Source organism: Congregibacter brevis, from assembly GCF_045689245.1.
In the GTDB taxonomy this organism is placed as follows: Bacteria; Pseudomonadota; Gammaproteobacteria; order Pseudomonadales; family Halieaceae; genus Congregibacter; species Congregibacter brevis.
In genome coordinates this window covers 3,434,651-3,452,576 of the sequence record NZ_CP136865.1, presented here as the reverse complement: position 1 = coordinate 3,452,576, position 17,926 = coordinate 3,434,651, and the positions used below count along the sequence as shown (strand labels likewise).

The following is a 17,926-nucleotide window of genomic DNA, read 5'->3' as shown; positions in this document are numbered from 1 at the left end:
CGGATTAAAAGCTATGGGTAACTCGGGCTACGATGGTTCGCTCTTCGCCTGGGAAGCAATCACCTCGGGCAAGGCAGGTGCCGTAGTACTCTTCCTGAAACGCGTTACGCAGGTTCAGCGTGAATGCCGTGGAATTCCATTGGTATCCCACCAAAGCATCGAACAAAGTGTATCCATCGGTTTTAACTTCGACGGGTGTCGGGGCAAAACCATTGTCAGCTAAAAACGCTGTCCCGCTGCTCTGGTTTTCGCCAGCGTAGCGAACGCCTGCGCCCAGGCTAAATCCATTGAGAGCACCCTCCATAGGACGCCAGGTAGCCCATATAGAGCCTTGCTCCTCAGGAATGCTTGGAAAACGCACGCCATCGGGATCTTCGGTTTCCAATACGCTGAAGTTAGCGTCGAGATAGACATTCCCGATAACGGTCTGGCCTTCAATCTCGAATCCGCTGATTTCGGCTACGCCTTCCTGCTGCGTTGCGGCAAAGGGAAGATCGGCAGGATTGGGTAGGTTCGATTGTTCAATTTCAAAGTAGGCTGCGGTCACGTAGGTGCGAGTTCCGCTGGGTTGCCACTTAACGCCCACTTCCCATTGCTCGCCTTCTTGGGGCTCAAAGCTTGAGTTAGTGAGTGCGTCGGTGCCAACAATGGGCTGAAAGGACTCGGAGTAGCTGATGTAAGGGTTTAAGCCCATATCTGTTTTGTATAGCGCACCAAGCGAGAACGATACTGCGTCATCGCTCTGTACTTCGCTACCGTTGTCGATCTCGACATCGTCGAATCGCAAACCAGCAGTCACAACAAATCTGCCCATCTCGATCTGATCGTTGATGTAAAAACCGACGGTTTCTGTATCACTTTGGGAGGTGCCTCTTGCGGAGTCGAAGTCGGCTGCCGTCGGTACTGGGTCCTCGCCGTACTGCGGGTTAAACACATTAAAGGTGGTGGGTCGTGCGTAAAGAAACGCGGCGTCAGTGCGCGTGTTTACGTCCTGATAGTTAACGCCCACCAAGACCTCATGTCTTAAGCTGCCCGTTTCAAACTTGAAACGGGTACGTGCATCAATAGCGTATTGCTCGGAGGACGCGGGCGCGTCGTACCAGCTGCGACCAATGGCTGAGCCATCGGGGAGGGTCCTTGGGTTGCCCGCTCCCAGGAATGACACCCAGGTTTGTCGATAGTCCGCTTCGCTGTCGCGGTATCTTGCGGTGGCCTCAAATGAGACAACATCGTTTAGAACATGCTCGCCGAACAGCGTGACGGATAGGGACTCTGTGTCGTAAGTGTTGAACCCGGGTTCGCCCACGTAGCGCGAGGCGGGTACCTCGGCGCCGCTGGTTCCAGCACACACGTTGGCTTCGGAGATTTGTACTGACGAGTCTGCACAGCCGCTTACGGAGAGTGGTAAGAATTGGTGGGCAGTGTCACTCTCGCGATCGGTGTAGTTCACCAGCGCGGTCATCGTTGTGCGGTCAGTCTGATAAGTGATGGAAGGCGCTAATACCAATGCATCGTCATCAACAAAATCGACCTGGGTTTCGCTGTCACGATAAACGCCCACAAAGCGGCCGCTCCATTTGCCATCGTCGCTGATTCTAAACCCGATATCGGTCGCAGCCTGCAGCCTGTCCTGACTGCCGGCGTCGAGCATGAATTCGCGCTCAAGGTTATCGCGCCCCGCGCGCTTGCTCACGGTGTTCACCAAGCCGCCAGGGGAGCCTTGTCCATAAAGTACCGAAGCAGGACCTTTGAGGATCTCTACTTGCTCTAAGGTGTAGATGTCTGAGCGGGCATTGTTGTAAAAGCCGAAGAGTACCTGGATGTTGTCCAGATACTCGGGAACATCCAGGCCGCGAACGCGGGGAAAGTCTCCGCGCGTTGAGTAGCCAAAGGTATCGCCGACGACTCCCGAGGTGTAATTGAGTGTGTCATCCAGGGTCAGTGCTCCTCTTTCCAGGAATTCCTCTGCGGGCACAATAGACACAGATCGCGCTGTCTCAAGGATGGGGATGTCTGACTTTGTGGCTCCAAATGTTGATAACTTGCCGGTCACGATCACTGTTTCGAGTTGTGGGTCGTTTTGCGCTGCGGCTGAAATGCTTGCAAGCAGAGTGGCGATGAAGAAAATTGTGCGGGGGAGGGGGTGTTTCACATGGGCTCCTAATGAATCTAAGTACGAATGAGAGTGATTATCATTTAGTATTTTGGGGATTGCAATAGGGTGAGTAGTTTTTGTGGTTGGGAGTTGCGTCTCACTGGCTCGGCCTGCTCGACAGACCTCGCTGCGCTAAGGGATCGCTATTGCGCATCCATGCGCTGCGCGATCGCCTCACGTCCAGTGAGGTACCCGCGCCTTTCGAGCGCGAACTCAGCTCTTGCAGGAGTCCAAAAATTAAAAAAGGCCAACCCTTTCGGGCTGGCCTTTTTTAATTTGGTGGAGGCGGCGGGAGTTGAACCCGCGTCCGCCAGCACTCTGCCTTTGGCTCTACATGCTTAGATCCCATTAACTAGTCTAGCCGCACACAGCCCAATGGGCAGGACGTGATTGGCGATCCCCGTAAATGTTTAGCAGCGCGGCCCGGAGCCTGCTTTGCTGCGATCCAGTTCTATATGACAGTCAGTAACGCGGGGCTGGAACCTTGCTAAAGACCGCTAGGGCCGAAGCCACTAGATGAAGTATTGATGACTGCTTACGCAGCCAGCGCTACCTCGTAGTTGTCGTCATTGGCAACTAATAGTTTGCAGCTTTGGATTTACGTGATTGGCTACCATCACGGCATGCACCGCAGGTTTTGTTACCGTCGTCGAATCCGTAACGCCCCCAGTGTTGGGTGAAAGTTTACCATAAATCGGGTTTTGCCATCGGTTGACGGGTGCGAACTGGATTTGACAATCGCCGCGCTCTATCCAACTCTTAAGTCGCTAAGCTTTGCGGCGGACTAACAATAATTACTCGGGGAGAGCGCTATGGGTGAGATATCAGTAGACGTATCAGTAAGCGTATCAGCAATTGTCGTTGCAGCACTCGCGGGGTTCTTTGTGGGCGGCTTATGGTACTCGCCGCTCCTGTTCGGAAAGGCCTGGATGAAGGCCGCGGACATCTCCGAAGAACAGATCGCCAGCGGTAACAAGGCCAAGATTTTTGGTCTCACCTTTATCTTTCTATTGATCATGAGTGTCTGCTTGGCGATGTTTCTTGGCACGCCCGACATCACCTTACAGAGCGGTGCTCTATACGGATTTCTCACGGGTTTTGGTTGGATCTTCTTTGCCTTTGGCGTGGTCGCATTGTTTGAGCTGCGATCTTGGTCCTACATTCTGGTGAACGGTGGTTACTGGGTGGTTACCATGACCTTGATGGGCGCCATACTCGGCGGCTGGAACTAGCCCGCAATCACCAACCTTTGCGATTCGCAAGGTACTGCTCTTCCTCTGGGGTGCTGGTTCGGCCCAAGTCAGCGTTTCGAGTGGGGTAGCGACCAAATTCCGCGATAACTTTTTCGTGCGCAATAGCGTAGCGAAGTGCCTCGGTATTACCCAGCGCCCCGAAAAGGCGCAGTCCCTCTTTGTGTACGGCAAGCGACTCTGAATGCATGTACGGCATGTAACTAAAGTAACGCTGGTCGTCGTTCATACGCAGATCATCCCCCCGCGCAACGGCCTCCTGGGCCAGTACCAGGGCAATACCATCCTGCGTATAAGCTCGCAGGTCTTCTCTAAACAGATTTCTTGAGAATTGATCGAGGACAATGATTTCGGCGCAGCGTCCCTCGGGAGTGGATCGCCACTTCCAGCACTCTCCCAGCCGGGCGGCTTCAAGGGTGGGTAAAAAACGCTCACGACACAGCGCATCAAAGTCATCAGATTGTTTGAACCAGCGCTTGGAGCCGGACTCAACAAACCAAAAATCTAAAACTGCTTGTGCGCTTTCCATGGAGCTAGTCTACTCCGCCGGCCAGTCTTAGCCTACAAAAGCACGTTCAATGACGTAGTCACCCGCAGTACCTTGATTGGGCGACACGGTAAAGTTTCGCCGATTCAGCAACGCAGAAATGTCATCCAGCATCGCGATGCTGCCGCAGATCATGGCGCGATCCTGAGTGGGGTCAATCGTGGGTAGACCCAGGTCAGCTTCGAGCTTGCCACTTTCCAGTAGCTCAGTGATGCGCCCATTGTTCTTAAAGGGCTCACGCGTGACCGTCGGGTAGTACAGAAGCTTCTCGCGGACCTCTTCACCCAGATACTCGTGCTCTGGAAGCTCATTAGTGAGGTAGTCGTGATACGCCAGATCACTGATGTGACGCACGCCGTGTACCAACACGATTTTCTCGTAGCGAGCGTAGGCGTCGGGGTCACGGATGATCGACATGAACGGCGCCAAGCCTGTGCCGGTCGAAAACAGGTAGAGATGACGACCCGGGTGCAGATCCGTGAGCACCAAAGAACCTACGGGCTTTTTGCCGAGCAGTACTTCATCGCCCACATTGATGTGTTGTAAACGAGAGGTGAGTAAGCCGTCCGCGACCTTTATGCTCAAAAATTCCAGTTCTTCTTCGTAGTTGGCGCTGGCAATGCTATAGGCACGCAGCGCAGGCTTACCTTCTACTTCCAGACCGACCATTGTGAAATGGCCGTTTTCAAAGCGAAACTCGGGTGCACGCTCGGTTTTGAAGCTGAACAGTCGGTCGTTCCAGTGCTTTACTTCGGTAACTTTGGCGGGTGTTACGGCGGCCATGACGGGTCCTCAAATACAGTTTGAACGGCTTATACGTTACGAGTCGCGAATTCTGATCACCCTGACGGTCACCTGCAAGAAAACCATGGCGTATTTCAAGAACGGTTTTTCCTAACCTTATTCCCGGATTCTTCAACCTTGTGTGGTGGACAGGTCCCGCGGTGCTGCCTAGACTTCCGAAACATCCGCAATAGATAACAAAATAAAGGTTAGAACATGGAATACGACCTGAAAATCACCGGTGGTTTGGTATACGACGGTGAGGGCTCCGAGCCCCGGCAAACCAACGTCGCTGTTCGCAACGGCGCCATCGTGGCTATTGGCGAATGCGCCGGTGAAGCGCGAGAGACCCTTGATGCCACAGGCCATATCGTGACCCCGGGCTTTGTAGACCTTCACACCCACTATGACGGTCAGGTCTCCTGGGATGCAGGTATGCAGCCCAGCGTTAACCATGGGGTAAGTACCGTAGTCATGGGTAGCTGCGGCGTTGGCTTTGCGCCCGTGCGCGAGGGAGACCGGGAAAAGCTCATCCGATTGATGGAAGGCGTTGAGGACATTCCGGGCATCGCCCTCGCCGAAGGTCTGACCTGGGACTGGGAGACCCTGCCCGAGTACATGGATGCCCTGGACGCAAAACCCCATAGCATCGACTTTGCCGTACAGGTTACTCACGACCCTCTGCGCGTTTACGTGATGGGCGATCGCGCCGTGTGCAATGAGCCCGCTACCGAGACAGATATCGCGGCCATGAGAAAGATCACCCGCGAGGCGCTGGAAGCCGGAGCTATTGGCTTCTCCACGGGGCGTTCTGACGTTCATCGTAGCGCTGATGGCGACTGGACGCCGTCCTCCGAGGCGACCACCGAGGAGCTTGCCGGTATCGCAAGCGCTTTTGTCGGCTTATCCCATGGCACTTTGCAGGCGGTGAACGACTTTGACCTCGAGCGAGAGGGGGATGCCTTCGACAAGGAGTTCGATATTCTTGAGAGCATGGCGGCGGCAGGGGAGGGGCGTCCGTTTTCTCTATCACTTATGCAGCGGGATTTTGCTCCCGATCAGTGGCGACGCATTATCGACCGCGCTGAAAAAGCCGAAGCCAAAGGCGTGAGCATGCGCCTGCAAACCGCGCCTCGAGGCATTGGTGTGATTACGGGTCTACAGTGCACCTTTCATCCCTTTATTGGGTTTCCCAGCTACAAAGCGATTTGCGACCTGCCCTTAGAAGAGCGCGTCGCGAAGATGAAGGAAGAGGCTTTTAAGGCGCAGATTCTGACCGAAGAGTCCGAGACCCTGGCTGGCGACGGTACGCCAGTGCCACCGATTGTGGACGCGCTTATGGCTGCCATTGATTACGTGGCCAGCAAAACCTTCCTGCTCGGCGAGAACCCAGAATATGAGCAGAGCGCCGAAACATCCGTGCTGCACATGGCACAGGAAAAAGGCGTGTCGTCCCTCGAGATGATTTATGACCTGTTGTTGGAAGACGACGGGCAGGCGCTGCTCTACTTTCCCATCTATAACTACACGAATATGAACTTCGATAACGTATTTGAAATGATGTCCCACCCCCAGTCCATCATGGGACTGTCCGATGGCGGTGCCCACGTGGGTACTATTTGCGACTCCAGCTTCCCCAGCTATTTGTTGACCTATTGGGCGAGGGATCGTGCTCGCGGCGGCAAGATTGAGCTTACCGAAGCCATACGACGCTTGACCTCAGACATTGCGGATTACTGCGGCATGGCGGATCGCGGTCGTATCAAGGTAGGCCTCAAGGCGAACATCAATGTGATCGATTTTGACAATCTGCGTCTGTTCGCGCCGCGCATGGTTCAGGACTTGCCTGCAGGTGGGCAGCGTCTGTTGCAGGACGCGGCAGGATACCGAGCAGTCATCGTGGACGGCGAAACGGTTCTGGAGAACGATCAGCTGACCGGCAAGAACCCCGGGCGTCTGTATCGGGCGGGGCAGCAGGCCTTGGAATCCGTTGCTTAAGCTACGGCTAAAACCGACACAATATCGCCAAACAAAATCAGCTATGCTGCGCTGCAGTTTTTATTCGCGCGGGTGAATTGCCCGTGTATTTTTGACATCAAGGGAGTCAACTATGTTCAAACCCGCACAACTTATAGCCGGCGGCTTTTTGGCGCTGAGCGTACTGCTTTCGCCTTTGGCGCTTGCAGGCGACACACTGGATCGCGTCGTCAAGAGCAAAACAATAGTGGTCGGCATGTCCGGCGATCAGCCACCCATGAATATGCGTAACCGCCAGGGCGAGCTCATGGGCTTTGATGTGGATTTGGCCAATGCGCTTGCTAATGCAATGGGCGCCGAGCTTAAGCTAAGCCCTATGCCGTTTGGTGATCTGACCAAGGCACTGGCTGACGGTGACGTCGATATGGTGCTGTCCGGCATGGCTATTACTGCTGAGCGTTCCAGAAGCGCCTCTTTTGTGGGTCCTTACATGATGAGTGGTAAGTCGATTCTCGCAACGCGCACTGCGCTGGAGCAGATCGCGAGCGGCGGCATTGCAGCGACCGACGTAAAACTAGCGGCATTGAAGAACTCTACCAGTGCATCGTTTGTAACCCAGGCGGCTCCCAATGCAACGCTTGTGGAAGTCGCTAACTACGAGGAAGCGATAGCCATGGTCACCAGTGGTGAGGCAGCGGGCATGGTTGCAGATGCTCCTGTGTGCAAGCTTCAGGTTCTGAGAAACCCTGACGCTGGTCTTGTCACTCTGGATAAGCCGCTTACGGTAGAGCCTTTTGGTATTGCTCTGGCTTCGGGTGATGCCGAATTTTTGAATCTGGTGCAAAACTACCTGCGCGCCTACGAGGGAACAGGCCTTCTTACTAAGCTTCGTCAGAAGTGGCTGGAGAACAGCTCGTGGGTCGCAGCGCTACCCTAGTTCTTGATCGTGTGACAAACGCCCTGGTCTGTGGACCGGGGCGTTTTTGTTTGCACTGCCCGTGAGTAACGATCTGGTAAGCACCTTTGCCGACATCGGCCTTTATCAGATGCTGGCCATCTGGGCGGCATTGCTGTTTGCTTCGCTGCTCCGCGCGTTTACCGGATTTGGATTTGCGTTGGCGGCCATGCCCGTTTTGTCACTCTTTGTGGCGCCTACCGACGCCGTGGTGATAACGGCGTCTCTAACTCTTGGGACCAGCTTGTTGAGCGCGCACAAGTTTTGGTCGGACGCGCCCAAGCGCCCTTTGCTGCCTATATGTCTTGCGTCGATCGTTGGGACCTTAGGGGGAGCGCAACTGCTAAAACATGTCTCGGTGGATCAGTTTCAGTTGTGGATAGGGCTGGGCGTGCTTACCGCTTGTGCCGTTCTGACTATGTTTCATCCAGCACCGCGGGCGCCGAGGCTGGGGGTTCCTACCACTACCGGTTTGGTCTCGGGGCTAATGAACGGTGTTTTTGCTATTCCAGGTCCGCCGGTGATCATCTTTGTTATGGCGACGCAGGGAGATGCCAAGCACAGCAGGGCCATGCTCCTCACCTTCTTTATGCTCTCTGCGGTCATCGCGCTTTGTGTGTTCGGTTTCTCGGGCTACCTCACGACAACAAGCTTTTGGATGTTTCTGTTAGGTATGCCCGCGATGATGATTGGCGATCGTATAGGCCATGCGGTCTTCGCACGTTTTGGGAGTCTGCTCTACCGCCGCATAGCCTTGTTTGTACTCTACGCTGTGGGTATTAGCATTACTGTAAAAGCCTTGGCGGCCTAGCGCGTAACAATCAGCGCACAACCAAGTTCGACTACTGTTTTACGGCATCTCGCATGATGCGCTGCTTTTGCACCCCCCATTCACGCTCTTTCTGCGTTTGCCGCTTGTCATGGCTTTGCTTGCCGTGAGCAAGGGCAATGGCTGCTTTGACGAGATGACCCTTCCAGTACAGCTTGGTGCATACGCAAGTCTGCCCCTTGGCGCTGATGGCTGCCAGGATTCGTGCAAGCTCGCGACGATTCAGTAAAAGCTTGCGCGTCCGGGTAGGGTCCGTTACGTAGTGCGTCGATGCTGTTGCTAGCGGTGTGATTTGTGAGCCGAGCAAGAACGCCTCGCCATCCTTCATCATCACGTAGGAATCCGTCAGCTGCGCTTTTCCTGCCCGTAGAGCTTTGACTTCCCAACCCGTGAGGGCGACACCCGCTTCAAAGGTTTCCAGAAGTTGATAGTCAAAGCGCGCACGTTTGTTTTGAACAATCGTGGTATCGATGTTTTTGGCGTGTTTCTTTCCCATGGGTCTATTGTACAGGCTGTGTTCCCGAGAAGAGTGGTCATTGTGCGCTTCGAGGGTACTTTGCAATAAGGCTGTGCTCGGGCAAGCTGTGCTCTCCCATTGCGCTTCGGACTTTGATGAACCTGTACTCACCTGTGGAACGCTGGCAATCCCGAACAACCTTCGTGTTCGCTCTCGCGATTGCGGCGGTGGGACTGGGTAATCTCTGGCGTTTTGCTTGGCTCATGGGTGAGCACGGGGGCGCACCGTTTTTCTTTAGCTACCTGTTTTGTCTCTTCTTTATAGGCGTTCCACTCCTCGTCGCAGAAGTGGTTTTGGGTAGTCATGGCCGAGGGTCGCCTTTTTTGACCATGAGCTGGGCGACCGATGTGTCCAACAGGTCGCGGCTGTGGTTAACGGTAGCGTTGTTGTCCTGCCTGGCGGGATTTTTGTTGCTGGTGTCTTACTTGCTCATCGCCGGTTGGAGTCTTGCTTACGCCTACCAAATGCAGCTGGGGGGCTTTGCTGCTATCGCTTTGAGTGATGCCGCGGAAGCTTTTGACACAAAAATCTCAGCGCCCGCGGGGCTGTTGCGATGGCAGTTTCTGGCTGCGGTCATTTTGGCGCTGACGGTCGCTCTTGGCCTTCGACGGGGCATCGGCTTGTTTGTGTGGATAGCAGTGCCGTTGCTCATCACGCTGCTTGGCGTGATCGTCAGTTTCTCTATTGAATTCGGTGACCTTAGCGCCGCGGGTGAATTCCTTTTTGCGTGGCAACCCATGGATTTTGACCGTGGGTCCTTCATGGCGGCGTTAGGGCACGCGTTTTATACGCTGTGCATTGGGGTAGCGGTGGGGATGAGTTACGGCGCCTATGCTCCCAGTAAACTTCCCATCGTGCGTGCGGTGGTCACGGTGGCGCTTTTCGATGTCGTTGTAGCCGTTGCTGCGGGTGTAGCGATATTCCCCGTGCTGTTTGCCAATAACCTGGTTCCCGCTCAAGGCTTTGGGCTGCTGTTTATCAGCGTGCCCTATGCTTTTGGCAACATGCCGTTTGGAGATCTCTACGGCGCGCTGTTCTTCGTGACGGTTTTTGTGACGGTATTGGGAACAGCGGTTGCTCTGCTGGAGCCCATCGTGAGTGTGCTCGAGCAGCAGTTTCGGGTGCCCCGCGTACAAGCCGCCATAGGAATGGCCGTCATTGCCTTTATGCTGTCTGCGTATGCCACCGTAGATCTCGGCGCTGCCGAAAAAGGGCAAGGTTTTTTGCAGTGGCTGGATGGCGTTACCGCAGAGTGGCTTATCCCGGCGGCGGTATTGCTGCTCGCGTTGTTCGTGGGATGGCGAATGCCGAGAGACGTTCTTCGTCAGGAGCTGGCGCGAGAACCCGACATACTGTTTTCGCTGTGGTATTTTCTCATCCGCTTTGTGGCTGTGCCTGTGATCGCTTTCGCATGGCTCTGGCTATCGCTGGTCCCATGATGTGCAAGCGCAAGCGATGGCTTACTGAAACTGAATAGCGAATTTTATGACCTCAATACACCGTAGCGCTCTATTACCCTTTTCGGACAAGCAGTTGTTTGCCCTGGTTAATGATGTAGAGGCCTACCCACAGTACATGGATGGCTGCGTAGGCGCTTCGATTTTGCATACCGACGCCGCGCATATGGAAGCGCGTCTGGATCTTGCCCGCGGGGGTATCTCGCATAGCTTTACCACCTGCAACGAATTGGTTCCCTTCGAGACGATTCGCTTAACGCTCAAGGATGGGCCATTTGAGCAATTTGCTGGTGCTTGGCATTTTCAGTCCTTGGCGGAGCAGGCTTGCAAGGTGTCTCTCGATCTGGAGTTTAAGTTTCGCGGCGGCTTACTCAGCGCGGCTGCGGCAAAGCTGTTTGATCGAGTGACCGGGAATCTCGTCGATGCGGTGGTGCGTCGCGCCCAGGATGTCTATGGGTCATGAGTAATCCCGAAGTGATTAGCATTGAGGTGGTTTACGCATTGCCGGAACGCCAATCAATCATCAAGCTATCGGTACCTGAGGGGACCACAGCGTTTGCCGCAGCGCAGCAATCGGGAATCGAAAAGCAGTTTGATGATCTGACGCTCGGCGAGGACACGCGCTTGGGGGTGTTCGGCCACCTAGCGGCACAAACGCAGGTGCTTCGAGACGGAGATCGGGTGGAGATTTACCGGCCGCTGCTCGCGGATCCTAAAGAGGTAAGGAAAGAGCGGGCCGCTCGCGCGAAGGCTCGGCGAGAAAATCAGTCGGAAGACTAACTTTCTTTCGCTTCTTCTGTCTCTTCCGATTCCGTAGAACCTTGGGGTTCGGCATTAGGGTTGGCCCAGCTAGGCAAATAATCACCGGTAACATCCACTAGGCTGTCACCCTCAAAGAATATCCGCACCTGAGCTTCGCGGATGATATCCGGGCCATTGCGGATGACGTAGGGGTAGTCCCAACGATCCGGCTGAAAGGTATCTTCGACCAGAGGTGAGCCCATGATGAATCGCACCTGGCGCCGGCTCATACCCGGCTGAAGCTGCTCTATCATCTCCTGAGTGACCAGATTTCCCTGCTCAATATCAATTTTGTAGACGCCAGGAAACCCCACGAATCCACAGGCGCTCAGTCCTGTCAGGCAGGTGGTGAGCAAGGTCGTGAGCAAAAAGACGCGCAAAATGTGTCGTGGTCGGATCAAGGACTAACTTCCACTAGTGGGTGTGGGGTGGCATCATACCGATGAGCGACCTATCAGAGAAGTGCATCCCGTATGCCATTTAGTAACCAAGATCTCCGCAGTGCTGGCCTTAAGGTCACCCTTCCACGTATCAAAATTCTTCAGATTTTGGAGGATTCCAATCAGCATGAGCGGCATATGAGCGCCGAAGACGTCTATCAGGCGCTTCGCGATGCCGGTGAAGACGTGGGTTTGGCGACGGTGTACCGCGTTCTTACTCAGTTCGAAGGCGCTGGCCTGGTGACCCGCCATAACTTTGAAGGCGGTCATTCCGTCTTTGAGCTTGACCATGGCGAGCATCACGACCACATGGTCTGTGAAGACACAGGGCAGGTGATCGAGTTTAACGACCCGATTATCGAAGAGCGTCAAAAGAAAATCGCCGAAGAGCACGGCTTTGAGTTGGTTGATCACTCTCTGGTCTTAAAGGTACGTAAGCGTAAGGAGAAGTAACTCCTAGCTTTTGTCTCTAGCGTTTGTCGTTTTTTAGACTTAGGCCGCGGAGTCTCTGCTCTCCAACATTTCTTTGGCGTGTGCCAGCGTGTTCTTGGTCATTTTGAGTCCACCCAGCATTCGCGCGATCTCATCAACCCGTTGCTTTTCGCTTAGCTCATGGAGCGTAGAGGCCAGCTGCTTGCTGTCGCCTGATTTCTCCACCTGAAGGTGTTGTTGACCTTGGGCCGCGACCTGCGGCAAGTGTGTCACGCAGAGCACCTGCGCTTTCTTACCCATATCAGCGAGTAGTCGTCCAACGACCTCGGCGACAGCTCCGCCAATGCCCACATCCACCTCATCAAAGACCATGCTGGGCACCGTGGTGTTGCCTGCGGTAGCTACTTGAATCGCAAGGCTGATGCGTGACAACTCGCCACCGGAAGCGATGCGTCCCAGCGACTGGGGCTCGGCACCGGGGTTGGTACTAATAAGCAGTTCAACGTCTTCCTGGCCCAAAGGATGCGGATCGTTCGTGTCCCGTTTGCCAAGGGATATTTTGAATTGACAGTTGCCCATGGACAGTTTGCTGAGGAGCTTGGATACCTCTTTTTCCAGCTTTGTGGCGGATTTTTTTCGGGCGCTGCTGAGTTTGCTGGCCACAGACTTGTAGTCCGCCAACTGCTTCGCAAGGTTTGCTTCCAATGCCTCGATGCGCTCGTCACTGGAGTCCAGCGTGGCTAGTTCTTCGCTTAAAGATTGGTGATGGGGCCCCAGCTGCTCGGGCATGATGCGATGCTTTCGTGCGAGGCCGTAGATTGACTCCAGTCGAGCCTCTACATCCGCAAGGCGTTGGGGGTTGTTCTCTGCGCCGGCCAAATATTGCTGCAGCTCGCTCCTTGCCTCTCCTAGCTGGATGGCCGCGGAATCGAGCATCTCACGCACGCTGTCGATCGCCTTGCCCTGATGGAGGTCCTCGGAAAGCGTGGTCAGCGCCGTTCGGACGCCGATCTCGTTGCTGTCACATAGCTCAATAGCGCTGGCCGCCTGGCGCTGTATAGCGTCGGCGTTCTCCAACACCCGTTGCTCAGCTTCCAGACTTTGCAGTTCGCTATCGCCCAGGGCTAGTTCATCAAGCTCCCCCACCTGATAACGCAGCAGCTGCTCGCGATCCGCCTGCTCCTGCTGACTGTTGCGCAGGGCTTCGAGCTCGTCTCGTAATCGCAGCCATTCATGTGCCGCAAGCGTTACTTTTTGTGCGGTGGATGTTTGTCCGGCGTAGCTGTCCAGCAATAGACGCTGGTGCGGGCGTCGGAGCAAAGACTGGTGAGCATGCTGACCATGAATATCGACCAGCAGTTCCCCTAGCGCTGCGCAGTCCTGCAGCGTCGTTGGACGCCCATTGATATAGGCTCGGGATCTTCCCTCGCGGGTGATGACACGTCTAAAAAGACAGTCTCCGTCGGCGTCCAAATCATGATCATTCAGCCACTTTTGAGCCGCGGTCATTCCATCAATGTCAAAGCGCGCGCTGATATCCGCACGATCCTGGCCCGGGCGGATGGCGCTGGGGTCTGCGCGGTCGCCCAGGCAAAGACCCAGCGCGTCGAGCATGATTGATTTGCCCGCACCGGTCTCGCCAGTGACGACTGTTAGCCCATCGCGAAAATCAACCTCGAGACTTTCAACGATAGTGAACTGGCTAATCGTGATTTGGGTGAGCATGAGCATCTCGTTCTGTGTAGCCGAGGTTTATAACCCATCCGACCAACAGCATAAACAGCAAATTACGCGGTTCGGCTTTCTCGCTTTGTGTTACCCGTGGTCTGTGCTAAAACCGTGGCTTATTGCTTAAAGGATGTACGTGTTTGGGTCGTGAGCTGACAGACAGGTCGGGAACGTTGCTGAGAACGTTGGTGGCGCTGCATATCCGCGACGGTAGTCCCGTGGGCTCCCAAACCCTGCGCGAGGAGGCGGGTCTTTCCGTGAGTCCAGCAACTGTCCGAAACGTGATGTCTGACTTGGAAGAGAGGGGGTTTCTTCATTCTCCGCACACGTCTGCCGGGCGAGTGCCTACCGACCAAGGCTATCGGTTTTTTGTTGACAGCCTGCTGCAGGTCAACAGTGAGCTCGACCCCAGTGCCTTCGATTCGCTTCGCAAAGAACTGAACCCTGATCGCAATACCTCTGATCTGGTGCAGACCGCCTCGAACATGCTTTCATCGATCACCTCGCAGGCTGGCGTGGTTACCGTGCCTCGGCCTATGCAGCAGCCTTTGCGGCAGGTGGAGTTTTTGCCGCTGTCGGGAGATCGCGTGCTGGTTATTCTCGTGATCAATCAGCGCGAAGTGCAAAACCGGATTATTCATACGCGTCGAGTGTTCACCGATGAAGAGCTGCGAGCGGCGGCCCAGCAGATTAATCAGCGTTTTGCTGGACAGGCGCTTGCAGAAGTTCAGGGTCAAGTAGATCAAGAGCTTCTGGCCGCCCGAAGCTCTCTGGACGACTACTTATCCGCTACCCTCGACTTGGCACAGCAGGCTCTAGCTGACGACGAGAACCCCTCTGACTACCTGATTGTTGGTGAGTCGCGCTTGCTGGAGGGTGCAAGTCCAGAAGAACTGCAGCGACTTCGAGAACTGTTTGCCACGTTGGAGAGCAAGCGGGACCTGTCCCATTTGCTGGAACGTTGCTCTGAGGCCGATGGCGTTAAGATCTTTATCGGCGAAGAGGCGGGTTCACAGATTTTTGGTGATTACTCGCTCATTACGGCTCCCTACGGCGATGGCGCGCGCACGCTCGGTGTATTGGGAGTAATTGGGCCCACCCGCATGGCCTACGACCGGGTCATCCCCATTGTCGACGTGACGTCCAAAATGTTGAGTGCCGCGCTCGGTCACTAGGCACGAGGCATATGGCGCCAGCCTGTCCTCAAATATCTTGTGCTTTCATCTTGATTTTTTGATCAATGCCCCCATGTCCGCTGAATCACGATAATTGTCGTCTATTCAGCGGCGATGAGCGTCTTTTTATTTGGAACACCAGGAGATCACGGTGGCGGAAGATAAACGCGATCAGGAGCCGCTTGCAGATGCGGCAGACGGGTTAACAACGGCTGGGCAGCAGCAGGAGTTAGATCAAGAGGAGACGGCTCAGAGCGCTGAATCCGCCGATGTAGAGACTGCCGATACGGAGCTCACGGTTGAGGCTCAAATCGAGCAACTGGAAGAAGAACTCGGCCAAGCTCGAGATCAGGCGTTGCGTGCGCAGGCCGAGGCTCAGAACGCTCAGCGTCGTGCAGATCAGGACATAGAAAAGGCCCGAAAGTTTGCTCTCGAGCGTTTCTGTAGCGAACTACTGCCGGTGGTCGACAATCTTGAGCGGGCGCTGGAGGCCATTGACGGTGATGACCCGGCTCTGAGTTCTATTGCTGAGGGTGTCGATTTGACGCTCAAGAGCTTTGTGGGCGCCCTTGGTAAGTTTCAGATTGAGCAGCTCGACCCCGCGGGGGAGCCTTTCGATCCGCAGCTTCACCAGGCCATGAGCATGATCGAGAACCCCGATGCCGAGCCCAATACCGTGCTTGCGGTGATGCAGAAGGGTTACACGCTCAACAGCCGTTTGGTTCGTCCGGCGATGGTGATGGTGAGCAAGGCACCGGCAGCAGAGTAGGCGCCGCCAGCACGAATTTAGCAAGACGGGGAATGTTGCGCGGCACCCTTGAAATACGCCGCCAAGGACCCACATATACAAACAGAATTTATTGCAACGGCGGCATTGCTTAACGGGAGTGTCTGCTAGCTAGGAGAAACGATATGGGCAAGATAATTGGTATTGACCTGGGAACCACGAACTCGTGCGTTTCTGTTTTGGACGGCGGTAAGCCCCGCGTTATAGAAAACGCCGAGGGTGATCGCACCACTCCGTCGATTGTCGGTTACACCGATGATGGAGAAATTCTCGTAGGTCAGAGTGCGAAGCGTCAGGCGGTAACTAACCCGCACAATACGTTGTATGCGGTTAAGCGCCTGATCGGCCGTAAGTTCACCGACGATGTTGTTCAAAAAGACATCTCTATGGTGCCCTACAAGATCGTTGCAGCCGATAACGGCGATGCGTGGGTAGAGGCCAAAGGCGAGAAAATGGCTCCCCCGCAGGTTTCTGCGGAAGTACTGCGTAAGATGAAAAAGACTGCAGAAGAGTTTCTCGGCGAGACAGTCACCGAGGCGGTGATCACTGTTCCTGCTTACTTTAACGATTCGCAGCGTCAGGCAACTAAGGACGCGGGTAAAATCGCTGGTCTGGACGTCAAGCGCATCATCAACGAGCCAACAGCAGCAGCGCTTGCCTACGGTATGGACAAAGCGAAGGGTGATCACACCATCGCTGTTTATGACCTCGGTGGCGGTACCTTTGATATTTCGATCATCGAGATTGCAGAAGTCGATGGTGAGCACCAGTTTGAAGTGCTGTCTACCAACGGCGATACGTTCCTGGGCGGTGAAGATTTCGATATGCGCCTCATCGAATATCTCGCAGACCAGTTCAAGAGCGAGAATGGCATCGACCTGCACAACGATCCTCTGGCCCTTCAGCGGCTGAAGGAAGCAGCAGAGAAGGCCAAGATCGAGCTGTCGCATTCTGAGCAGACCGAAGTCAATCTGCCATACATCACAGCTGATGCAACGGGTCCCAAGCACCTTGTGGTGAAGTTGAGCCGCTCGAAGCTTGAGTCACTGGTCGAGGAACTGGTTAGCCGCTCCATGGAGCCGTTGAAGGTTGCGCTGAAGGATGCTGATCTGTCTCCCAGCGAGATCGATGACGTGATTCTTGTGGGTGGTCAAACGCGTATGCCGCTGGTGCAGCAGAAAGTTGCTGAGTTCTTCGGCAAGGATCCCCGTCGTGATGTAAATCCCGACGAAGCGGTCGCTATGGGTGCGTCTATTCAGGGTGCGGTACTGGCTGGAGACGTGAAGGACGTACTGTTGCTGGACGTTACTCCGCTGACGCTGGGTATCGAGACCATGGGTGGTGTTGCTACCCCTCTGATCGAGAAGAACACAACGATCCCGACCAAGAAGTCACAGATCTTCTCTACAGCAGATGACAACCAGACAGCGGTAACTATTCACGTTGTGCAGGGTGAGCGAAAGCAAGCGACCGGCAATAAGTCTCTGGGACGTTTTGACCTGGCGGATATCCCTCCAGCGCAGCGCGGCATGCCACAGATTGAAGTGACCTTCGATCTGGATGCAAACGGTATTCTGAATGTCTCTGCTAAAGACAAGGCGACCGGCAAAGAACAGTCGATTCGTATTACTGCCTCGGGTGGTTTGTCGGACGACGAGATCGAGGCAATGGTCGCGGATGCCGAGGTTAACGCCGAGGCGGATAAGCAGTTCGAAGAACTGATCTCCTCACGCAATACCTGCGAAGGCTTGGTGAACGCTGCTAAGAAGACTCTTGAAGAAGCGGGTGAGCACGCTAGTGATGAAGAGAAGGCAGCTATCGAAGCGGCGATTTCTGAAGCGGAAGAGGCGGTCAAGTCTGACGACAAGGATGCTATCGATGCAGCGGCAACCAAGCTGACAGAGGCAACTGGTCCCGTTGCGCAGAAGATGTACGCGGCACAGGCTGAGGCGGCTCAGGGTGAAGCGGGTCCCGAAGCAGCGGCCGACGCCGGTGACGACTCGGGTGCTGACGATGCGGTCGATGCTGAATTTGAAGAAGTCAGCGACGACAAGAAGTAAACTTGCCGATTCGGTGATGCAGAAGACAGGTTC

17 protein-coding genes and 1 other RNA gene are annotated in these 17,926 nt (G+C 55.0%); 11 read left to right on the top strand and 7 right to left on the bottom strand.

Features of this window, described 5'->3' with window-relative positions; all coding sequences use genetic code 11:
• Nucleotides 1-4 precede the first annotated feature (4 nt).
• Together R0137_RS15255 and ssrA are read right to left on the bottom strand one after the other, a co-directional pair.
• Nucleotides 5-2,152 (bottom strand): TonB-dependent siderophore receptor, encoded by a 2,148-nt coding sequence (locus R0137_RS15255; RefSeq protein WP_407327259.1) that lies wholly within the window; start codon nucleotides 2,150-2,152, stop codon nucleotides 5-7.
• Nucleotides 2,153-2,432: 280 nt separating this feature from the next.
• Nucleotides 2,433-2,823, bottom strand: a transfer-messenger RNA (tmRNA) gene (gene ssrA / locus R0137_RS15250).
• 144 nt (nucleotides 2,824-2,967) lie between these two features.
• On the opposite strand from ssrA, the gene R0137_RS15245 reads away from it, so the two are divergent.
• A complete protein-coding gene (locus tag R0137_RS15245; RefSeq protein WP_407327258.1) occupies nucleotides 2,968-3,387 on the top strand; it encodes a DUF1761 domain-containing protein in 420 nt (139 codons plus the stop codon).
• A gap of 7 nt (nucleotides 3,388-3,394) precedes the next feature.
• Here R0137_RS15245 and R0137_RS15240 read toward each other — a convergent pair whose 3' ends face one another.
• The gene (locus R0137_RS15240; protein ID WP_407327257.1) at nucleotides 3,395-3,934 is read right to left on the bottom strand and encodes a DUF924 family protein; all 540 of its coding nucleotides are present in this window, start codon (nucleotides 3,932-3,934) and stop codon (nucleotides 3,395-3,397) included.
• Between the two features lie 27 nt (nucleotides 3,935-3,961).
• Nucleotides 3,962-4,735 carry a ferredoxin--NADP reductase gene (locus R0137_RS15235; RefSeq protein ID WP_407327256.1) on the bottom strand — a complete coding sequence of 258 codons (774 nt, stop codon included), beginning with the start codon at nucleotides 4,733-4,735 and terminating at the stop codon, nucleotides 3,962-3,964.
• A 216-nt stretch (nucleotides 4,736-4,951) separates the two neighbouring features.
• Here R0137_RS15235 and R0137_RS15230 point away from each other — a divergent pair, with 216 nt between their 5' ends.
• The 3 genes from R0137_RS15230 (at nucleotide 4,952) to R0137_RS15220 (ending at nucleotide 8,478) form a co-directional block, all read left to right on the top strand.
• Nucleotides 4,952-6,733: an amidohydrolase family protein gene (locus tag R0137_RS15230; protein ID WP_407327255.1), complete on the top strand. Its 1,782-nt coding sequence runs from the start codon at nucleotides 4,952-4,954 to the stop codon at nucleotides 6,731-6,733.
• 112 nt (nucleotides 6,734-6,845) lie between these two features.
• Nucleotides 6,846-7,649, top strand: coding sequence for a transporter substrate-binding domain-containing protein (locus tag R0137_RS15225; protein ID WP_407327254.1), 804 nt, complete (start codon nucleotides 6,846-6,848; stop codon nucleotides 7,647-7,649).
• A gap of 61 nt (nucleotides 7,650-7,710) precedes the next feature.
• Nucleotides 7,711-8,478, top strand: coding sequence for a sulfite exporter TauE/SafE family protein (locus tag R0137_RS15220; RefSeq protein WP_407327253.1), 768 nt, complete (start codon nucleotides 7,711-7,713; stop codon nucleotides 8,476-8,478).
• Nucleotides 8,479-8,509: 31 nt separating this feature from the next.
• Here the strand turns inward: R0137_RS15220 and smpB are convergent, their stop codons facing one another.
• A complete protein-coding gene (gene smpB, locus R0137_RS15215) occupies nucleotides 8,510-8,992 on the bottom strand; it encodes an SsrA-binding protein SmpB (RefSeq protein WP_407327252.1) in 483 nt (160 codons plus the stop codon).
• Between the two features lie 116 nt (nucleotides 8,993-9,108).
• Here smpB and R0137_RS15210 point away from each other — a divergent pair, with 116 nt between their 5' ends.
• The 3 genes from R0137_RS15210 to R0137_RS15200 are packed head-to-tail and all read left to right on the top strand — an operon-like array spanning nucleotide 9,109 to nucleotide 11,250.
• Nucleotides 9,109-10,452 carry a sodium-dependent transporter gene (locus tag R0137_RS15210; RefSeq protein ID WP_407327251.1) on the top strand — a complete coding sequence of 448 codons (1,344 nt, stop codon included), beginning with the start codon at nucleotides 9,109-9,111 and terminating at the stop codon, nucleotides 10,450-10,452.
• A 46-nt stretch (nucleotides 10,453-10,498) separates the two neighbouring features.
• On the top strand, nucleotides 10,499-10,933 hold the full coding sequence (locus R0137_RS15205; protein ID WP_407327250.1) for a type II toxin-antitoxin system RatA family toxin: 435 nt from the start codon (nucleotides 10,499-10,501) through the stop codon (nucleotides 10,931-10,933).
• Nucleotides 10,930-11,250 (top strand): RnfH family protein, encoded by a 321-nt coding sequence (locus R0137_RS15200; RefSeq protein ID WP_407327249.1) that lies wholly within the window; start codon nucleotides 10,930-10,932, stop codon nucleotides 11,248-11,250. The genes R0137_RS15205 and R0137_RS15200 overlap by 4 nt, the downstream gene beginning before the upstream one ends.
• Here the strand turns inward: R0137_RS15200 and R0137_RS15195 are convergent.
• Nucleotides 11,247-11,672, bottom strand: coding sequence for an outer membrane protein assembly factor BamE (locus R0137_RS15195; RefSeq protein ID WP_407327248.1), 426 nt, complete (start codon nucleotides 11,670-11,672; stop codon nucleotides 11,247-11,249). The two genes, R0137_RS15200 and R0137_RS15195, sit on opposite strands and share 4 nt — an antisense overlap.
• Nucleotides 11,673-11,744: 72 nt before the next feature.
• Here R0137_RS15195 and fur point away from each other — a divergent pair, with 72 nt between their 5' ends.
• On the top strand, nucleotides 11,745-12,164 hold the full coding sequence (fur, locus tag R0137_RS15190; protein ID WP_407327247.1) for a ferric iron uptake transcriptional regulator: 420 nt from the start codon (nucleotides 11,745-11,747) through the stop codon (nucleotides 12,162-12,164).
• A gap of 39 nt (nucleotides 12,165-12,203) precedes the next feature.
• On the opposite strand, the gene recN is transcribed toward fur, so the two are convergent.
• A complete protein-coding gene (gene recN, locus R0137_RS15185; RefSeq protein WP_407327246.1) occupies nucleotides 12,204-13,868 on the bottom strand; it encodes a DNA repair protein RecN in 1,665 nt (554 codons plus the stop codon).
• Nucleotides 13,869-14,011: 143 nt separating this feature from the next.
• Here recN and hrcA point away from each other — a divergent pair, with 143 nt between their 5' ends.
• The 3 genes from hrcA (at nucleotide 14,012) to dnaK (ending at nucleotide 17,893) form a co-directional block, all read left to right on the top strand.
• Nucleotides 14,012-15,046 (top strand): heat-inducible transcriptional repressor HrcA, encoded by a 1,035-nt coding sequence (hrcA, locus tag R0137_RS15180; RefSeq protein WP_407327245.1) that lies wholly within the window; start codon nucleotides 14,012-14,014, stop codon nucleotides 15,044-15,046.
• Nucleotides 15,047-15,197: 151 nt separating this feature from the next.
• The gene (gene grpE / locus R0137_RS15175) at nucleotides 15,198-15,815 is read left to right on the top strand and encodes a nucleotide exchange factor GrpE (RefSeq protein WP_407327244.1); all 618 of its coding nucleotides are present in this window, start codon (nucleotides 15,198-15,200) and stop codon (nucleotides 15,813-15,815) included.
• A 143-nt stretch (nucleotides 15,816-15,958) separates the two neighbouring features.
• On the top strand, nucleotides 15,959-17,893 hold the full coding sequence (gene dnaK / locus R0137_RS15170; RefSeq protein ID WP_407327243.1) for a molecular chaperone DnaK: 1,935 nt from the start codon (nucleotides 15,959-15,961) through the stop codon (nucleotides 17,891-17,893).
• Nucleotides 17,894-17,926 lie beyond the last annotated feature (33 nt).

What these genes read in the sequence shown, in the direction of transcription:
- R0137_RS15240 (WP_407327257.1), bottom strand. Translation starts at nt 3,934, where the DNA reads ATGGAAAGCGCACAAGCAGTTTTAGATTTTTGGTTTGTTGAGTCCGGC.
- smpB (WP_407327252.1), bottom strand. Translation starts at nt 8,992, where the DNA reads ATGGGAAAGAAACACGCCAAAAACATCGATACCACGATTGTTCAAAAC.
- R0137_RS15230 (WP_407327255.1), top strand. Translation starts at nt 4,952, where the DNA reads ATGGAATACGACCTGAAAATCACCGGTGGTTTGGTATACGACGGTGAG.
- R0137_RS15225 (WP_407327254.1), top strand. Translation starts at nt 6,846, where the DNA reads ATGTTCAAACCCGCACAACTTATAGCCGGCGGCTTTTTGGCGCTGAGC.
- R0137_RS15210 (WP_407327251.1), top strand. Translation starts at nt 9,109, where the DNA reads ATGAACCTGTACTCACCTGTGGAACGCTGGCAATCCCGAACAACCTTC.
- R0137_RS15235 (WP_407327256.1), bottom strand. Translation starts at nt 4,735, where the DNA reads ATGGCCGCCGTAACACCCGCCAAAGTTACCGAAGTAAAGCACTGGAAC.
- R0137_RS15200 (WP_407327249.1), top strand. Translation starts at nt 10,930, where the DNA reads ATGAGTAATCCCGAAGTGATTAGCATTGAGGTGGTTTACGCATTGCCG.
- R0137_RS15245 (WP_407327258.1), top strand. Translation starts at nt 2,968, where the DNA reads ATGGGTGAGATATCAGTAGACGTATCAGTAAGCGTATCAGCAATTGTC.
- recN (WP_407327246.1), bottom strand. Translation starts at nt 13,868, where the DNA reads ATGCTCACCCAAATCACGATTAGCCAGTTCACTATCGTTGAAAGTCTC.
- dnaK (WP_407327243.1), top strand. Translation starts at nt 15,959, where the DNA reads ATGGGCAAGATAATTGGTATTGACCTGGGAACCACGAACTCGTGCGTT.
- R0137_RS15205 (WP_407327250.1), top strand. Translation starts at nt 10,499, where the DNA reads ATGACCTCAATACACCGTAGCGCTCTATTACCCTTTTCGGACAAGCAG.
- fur (WP_407327247.1), top strand. Translation starts at nt 11,745, where the DNA reads ATGCCATTTAGTAACCAAGATCTCCGCAGTGCTGGCCTTAAGGTCACC.